The following is a 6231-nucleotide window of genomic DNA, read 5'->3' on the forward strand; positions in this document are numbered from 1 at the left end:
TAATCCAGCGGATCAGATTCCATCCACGCGTGCCGGTTCGTTCGTCGCGCTTCAACGGAGTGGCCGCATGAAGTATTCGAATCTCGTCGGGCGTCTGCAAGGCAAGCGCACTGCCGCATGGGAAATTCATCACGCGGCGCAGCAAGCCTTCAATAAAGGCAAAGACGTCATCATTCTGAGTGTTGGCGATCCGGATTTCGCGACACCCGAAGTGATCGTCGATCGTGCTATTGATGCGCTGCGCGAAGGCGACACGCACTACGCGGAAGTGGTTGGACGCGCGCCGCTTCGTGCTGCGATTGCGCGGGATCACGTGCGCCAGACCGGCAATCAAGACATCGATGAGAACAACGTGATCGTCGTGGCGGGCGCGCAGAACGGACTCTTCGCTACGTCCATGTGCCTGTGCGAAGCGGGCGACGAGATCATCGTGCCTGAACCGATGTACTTGACTTACGAAGCCAGCGTGCGCGTCACCGGCGCAACACTTGTGCCCGTGGCCGTAAATCCGGCGAAGGCATTTCATCTCGATTGCGATGCGCTCGAAGCCGCCATCACGCCGCGTACACGCGCTATTTTCTTCGCGACGCCGTGCAACCCGACCGGCGTTGTCATGCCGCGCGAGGATCTTGAGCGCATTGCATCGCTGGCGAAAAAACACGATCTGTGGATTGTCTCCGACGAAGTCTATGCCGACCTGACGTTTGATCGCGAGCACGTCAGCATTGCTTCGCTCGAAGGCATGGCCGAGCGCACGGTGACAATCGGCAGCTTGTCGAAATCGCATGCAATGCCAGGGTGGCGCGTGGGTTGGGTGGTGGGTCCGAAGGCGCTTGTCGAACATCTTGGACGGCTCGCGTTGTGCATGTTGTACGGCTTGCCGGGTTTCATTCAGCAAGCAGCAATGACCGCGCTCGAGAACCGTCCGCGGATTGTTGCGGACATGCGCGAGATATACCGGCGGCGCCGGGACATTGTGTTCGATCGTCTGCGCAATGTGCCCGGCTTGCATTGCCTTTTGCCCGAGGCAGGCATGTTCATGATGGTCGACGTGAGAGGCACGGGCCTGAGCGCTTACGATTTCAGCTGGCAGCTATTTCGCGCTCAGGGTGTGTCGTTGCTCGATGCCAGCGCGTTCGGAGAAACTGCAACGGGTTTCGTGCGGCTCGGTTTTGTCCTCGACGAAGCACGTCTTGCCGAGGCATGCGAGCGCATCGCGGCGTTTGTAGCAAGCCTCGAACTTAGTCTGGTTGTTCCGAAACGCCGTCCGCGTCCAGCGTTCAAGCCACGACCGTGACCATGGGATCGGCTGCATCGAACGCTGCTTTTCGATCGGCTTCCGGCGGATAAATCCACTCGGTGCAGATCTGGCGCTTGAGCGCTTTCGCTTCGTTGCCGACGAGCTTGATCTGCCTGTCCCATCCCTCCGTAAAAACGGCGCCCCAGGGCCCGAGTTCGAGGCAGGTCACATACACCGGTTGTCGATAAGGCAAAAGCTCGCCGCCAATCAGATCAGCCGCCACATTGTGGCCTGCGAAGCGGCCCATGTTCATTGCGTGCTGGCATGACATGAGCGCGTGGTTGCCGGCGTCGTCGGTTGCCGCGAAGGCGACGTCGCCTGCAGCGAAAATATCGTCCTCGCCGGTCACGCGCAAGCTTGCGTCCACGTGCAGGCGTCCAAGCCGGTCGCGTTCGGCATTGAACTGTTTTGTAAGCGCATTGGCGCGCATGCCGGCGGTCCAGATGACCGTCTCCGCGTTGATGCGTTCGCCGTTCGAGGTAACGATGCCGTCTGTATCGATACTCTTTACCGCAACGTTCAAGCGCACTTCAATGTCGAGCTCGGACAGCGCCTGTTCGATAACCGGCCGCGGTCCCACGCCAAGATCCGGGCCTATGGCGTCGGCCTGCTCGATCACGATCACCTTGACCGCGGTGTGCTCGCCCAGAATCGAGCGCAGGCGTGCAGGCAGTTCGGCTGCGATCTCGATGCCGGTAAACCCGCCGCCCGCCACGACCACGGTATTGCGCGCGGGTGTGTCGGGTTGACTTGCGAGAGCGTCAAGATGTGCTTCGAGACGCGCGGCGTCGCTGATCTGATCGATGCTGAATGCAGCCGAATCGAGGCCCGGAACCGGCGGCCGAAATAGCGCGCTGCCGCTGGCCAGTACGAGCTTGTCATATCGCACCGTAAAGGCCTTGCCGTCCGTGCCGACGGCTTCCACTTCGTGATCCTTGGCGCGAATATCGCGCACGCTGCCTTCAATAAAGCGAATTCCTGTTGCATGAAAAAGCGGCAACAAAGGCGCTTTCAAGCTAAGCGGATTTTCCTCGTGAAGGCGCGGTCGCATATGCAGCGACGGCTCGGGCGCGATCAGGGCCACTTCGATTTGCTCGCCGTGTGTGCGAGCAGCGTCGAGCAAACGCGCTGCGCCGAGTGCGCTCCACATGCCGGCGAAACCGGCGCCTACAACCAGGATTCTCTTGCGGTTATCAGTCATTTCCAAAAATTCCATTTGTTGATCGTGTTTTCGCTGTCGGTTCTTGATGCGATAACTACGACTTTACGAGGCGGAGATAAATTGTGCAAGCGCTATGGCGTCGCTCATGCATTCAGACTTTGCTTGTTACTATATGGAGAAAAGACCTGCAAAATGTGGCAAAAAAATACATTTTCAGATCAAAAAAATCGTCATTGCCTGACGCCACGTCAACGAATAGAATGTCGTAACTAGGATTTAATGTGTCGGAGATAGGATGAGCCACATCAGTTCAGGCGTCGAATACGCGCTGCATTGCCTGTTGTACCTGACTGATGCGCCCGCCGGCGTGAGCGAGGCAAGCGTGCGGGATCTCGCGGAACTGCAGGGGTTATCGGTGGATTACGTTGCCAAGCTGTTCACCAAGCTTCATAAGGCTGGCTTGACCGTGGCTACCGAGGGCGCGCGCGGGGGATTCACGCTCGCCCGGGCCGCCGAGCGCATTACGGTTCTGGACGTGGTGCAGGCAGTGGATGGGCCGAAGGCGCTATTCGATTGCCGCGAGATTCGCGCGCGCTGCGCAATTTTCGGCGATACCGCGCCCAAGTGGGCGACAAGCGGCATGTGTTCCATTCATGCCGTCATGCTCGAGGCTGAAAAGCGCATGCACGAAGTGCTGGAAGCACAGACGCTGGCGGATCTGGCGGCGCGCACGGTGGCGAAAGCGCCGCGCACGTATCACGCGGAGATCGTCAACTGGATCGACAATCGCGCGGCCAATCGCTAAGCGAACGGATCATCTCGCGCTTCAAAGGCGCAGACGTTAATCGGAGAATCCGTTTTCAAACGTCTTGCGCAAATACGATACAAACGCGGTCACGGCGCGCGGCACGTGTGATGCATAGGGGCGAACCACGTAAAGCTGCTCGGCGAATACGCCCGTGGGCTGCCAGTCCGGCAACAGCCGCACGAGTTGCCCGGCACGCAATGCGGCCTGAGCGCTGAAATCGGGGACCAATGCAATGCCGAGATCATCGAGAGCGGCATCGCGCAAGGTCTCGCTATTGTTCGCCGAGAATGGCCCGTTGATCGGCACGGTGACACGTCCCGCCGCCTTGCGCCCGGTCGTGCGTTCGAATGTCCATGCTGGCGCGTCCTGCGCGCGCGGGTAGAACAGGCAGTCGTGCGACGCCAGCTCGTGCGGCGTGGAAGGTGTGCCGCGACGCTTCAAATAAGCGCGTGTCGCCACGATCACGGACCGCGTCTTGCATAGTGTCCACGCAACATGTGTTTCGGGTGCGACGGCGCTATGGCGGATGGCGAGATCGAAACCCTCGCTCGCAAGCGAACTGATCCGGTCCGATACCTCCAGTTGCACCCGCACCTCCGGGTTTGCCCTTAGGAAAGCCGATAAATGCGGCACGAGTTGCTGCCGCGCGAAGGCAACCGGCGCGGTGACGCGCAATTCACCGCGCGCAATTCCCGCCGAATCGCGAACGCCCGCAAAGCTCTGCGCAATATCCTCATATTGCCCGCGCGTCTGGTCGACCAGCCTTTGTCCCGCCTCCGTCAACCGCACGCTGCGCGTGGTGCGCTGCACCAGCGACACACCGGCGGCGCGTTCCAGTTCAACTATCCTTTGACTCATGGCGGCCTTGCTCACGCCAAGCCGCGTGGCGGCGCGCGTATAGCTGCCTTGCTGCGCGAGGATCGTCAGCCAGTAAAGGTGTGTCCATAGAGACTCGACTCGTTGCGTTTCCATATACCCATTGTTCACCATAGAAAACAATCATTTCAATCATAACGTCTTTGCAGGCATGCTCCGGGTTCTTACACTCAACAGACTTTCTACTCAATCAGGTGCCTCATCATGCAAAGCTTCAGCGATCGCGCGGACGTCGGCCATTTCATTCAGGGCCGCCGTGTACCCGGAACGGGCGCGCGTACCCAGCCGATTTTCAACCCCGCGACGGGCGCGGAAGCACGCACGCTGCATCTGGGCGACGTAGCAGACGTCGATGCAGCCGTTGCAGCCGCAAAGAAAGCGTTCGCCGGATGGAGTGAAACGCCGCCTATCCGCCGTGCGCGCGTGATGCTGCGTTTCCTTGAACTGATGAACAAGCATCGCGATGAACTCGCCGCAATCATTACCGCCGAACACGGCAAGGTGTTCAGCGACGCGCAAGGCGAGGTGTCGCGCGGTATCGATGTGATTGAATTTGCGTGCGGCATTCCTCAGCTTCTGAAGGGCGATTTCACGGAGCAGGTCTCCACCGGTATCGATAACTGGACGACGCGTCAGGCGCTTGGCGTGGTCGCCGGCATCACGCCGTTCAACTTTCCGTGCATGGTGCCATGCTGGATGTTCCCGGTCGCGATTGCAGCGGGCAATTGCTTCGTGCTGAAGCCGAGCGAACGCGATCCGTCGGCATCGCTTTTCATGGCGGGTTTGTTGCAGGAAGCGGGCTTGCCCGATGGCGTATTCAGCGTGGTGCAGGGCGACAAGGTCGTGGTCGACGCGCTGCTTGTGCATCCCGATGTGAAGGCCATCAGCTTCGTGGGTTCTACGCCGATTGCGAACTATATCTATCAGACCGGCGCGCAGCACGGCAAGCGCGTGCAGGCGCTTGGCGGCGCGAAGAATCACATGGTCGTGATGCCGGATGCCGATCTGGATCAGGCGATCGATGCATTGGTCGGCGCGGGTTATGGCTCGGCGGGTGAGCGTTGCATGGCGATTTCTGTCGCGGTGCTGGTGGGCGATGTCGCCGACAAACTGATTCCGCGGCTTGCAGAACGCGCCCGGTCGCTGATCGTGAAGAATGGCATGGAAGCCGATGCCGAGATGGGGCCAATCGTCACGCGCCAGGCGCTGGAACGCATTGAAGGGTATATCGCACTGGGTGTGGAAGAGGGTGCAACGCTTGTTGTCGATGGGCGTGGGTTGAAAGTGCCCGGGCATGAGGAAGGGTTCTTTACCGGCGGTACGCTATTCGATAACGTGACGCCCGATATGCGTATCTATAAGGAAGAGATTTTCGGGCCGGTGCTGGCTTGCGTTCGGGTGAAGGACTTTACCGAAGCGGTTGACCTGATCAATGCGCATGAGTTTGGGAATGGCGTCGCATGCTATACGCGCGATGGGCACGTTGCGCGTGAGTTCGGACGCAGGATCGAAGTCGGGATGGTCGGGATTAATGTGCCTATTCCTGTGCCTATGGCATGGCACGGGTTCGGTGGATGGAAACGCAGCCTTTTTGGCGATATGCACGCCTATGGCGAGGAAGGGGTGCGGTTTTATACACGGCAGAAGTCGATCATGCAGCGGTGGCCGGAATCTACCGAGAAAGGGGCGGAGTTTGCCATGCCGGTTAGTAAGTAGGGAGGAGGTCGTTTTTAGCCCCTTGGGCAGGGGTCGCGCAGGGTTGCTGCTTTTTGCGCCTGCGCGCGACTCTTGTTCGGTGGTCCTTTTTAGCACTGTTAGCCACTGTCCGTGGCGGGACTTCATTTCTTTTTCCAACGGCGAAAAAGAAACGATCGCTCGCGACCCCTCACCCAGCGGGTTTTTCCAGAAAATTCATCCTGCCTACCCCCTTGCTTACCCCACAAGCTAACGACGGTGTTTCCGACCAACATTCGTTGCTCGAAACCCTAGGTCTTACCTCGCATTCGCACGTCCGGTGTACGGCACAAAATGCCATTGCTCGAACTCAGGATCGTACAATGCGATTTCGTCGCAATCTTGTGCCGT

The 6231-nt window shown here is 59.3% G+C and carries 5 protein-coding genes; 3 read left to right on the forward strand and 2 right to left on the reverse strand.

Annotated elements, in window-relative coordinates; translation table 11 throughout:
• Nucleotides 1-67 precede the first annotated feature (67 nt).
• Nucleotides 68-1297: a pyridoxal phosphate-dependent aminotransferase gene (locus AWB64_RS28580; protein ID WP_060858774.1), complete on the forward strand. Its 1230-nt coding sequence runs from the start codon at nt 68-70 to the stop codon at nt 1295-1297.
• Here the strand turns inward: AWB64_RS28580 and AWB64_RS28585 are convergent.
• Complete coding sequence (locus tag AWB64_RS28585) at nt 1281-2501, reverse strand: NAD(P)/FAD-dependent oxidoreductase (protein ID WP_060858786.1); 1221 nt, start codon at nt 2499-2501, stop codon at nt 1281-1283. The genes AWB64_RS28580 and AWB64_RS28585 overlap by 17 nt on opposite strands.
• A 256-nt stretch (nt 2502-2757) precedes the next feature.
• On the opposite strand from AWB64_RS28585, the gene AWB64_RS28590 reads away from it, so the two are divergent.
• Nucleotides 2758-3267, forward strand: coding sequence for an RrF2 family transcriptional regulator (locus AWB64_RS28590; RefSeq protein ID WP_060858775.1), 510 nt, complete (start codon nt 2758-2760; stop codon nt 3265-3267).
• Nucleotides 3268-3303: 36 nt separating this feature from the next.
• Here AWB64_RS28590 and AWB64_RS28595 read toward each other — a convergent pair whose 3' ends face one another.
• The gene (locus AWB64_RS28595; protein ID WP_060858787.1) at nt 3304-4242 is read right to left on the reverse strand and encodes a LysR family transcriptional regulator; all 939 of its coding nucleotides are present in this window, start codon (nt 4240-4242) and stop codon (nt 3304-3306) included.
• 108 nt (nt 4243-4350) lie between these two features.
• Here AWB64_RS28595 and AWB64_RS28600 point away from each other — a divergent pair, with 108 nt between their 5' ends.
• Nucleotides 4351-5862, forward strand: coding sequence for a CoA-acylating methylmalonate-semialdehyde dehydrogenase (locus tag AWB64_RS28600; RefSeq protein ID WP_060858776.1), 1512 nt, complete (start codon nt 4351-4353; stop codon nt 5860-5862).
• Nucleotides 5863-6231: the final 369 nt, after the last annotated feature.

It is taken from the genome of Caballeronia sordidicola, from assembly GCF_001544455.2.
In the GTDB taxonomy this organism is placed as follows: domain Bacteria; phylum Pseudomonadota; class Gammaproteobacteria; order Burkholderiales; family Burkholderiaceae; genus Caballeronia; species Caballeronia sordidicola.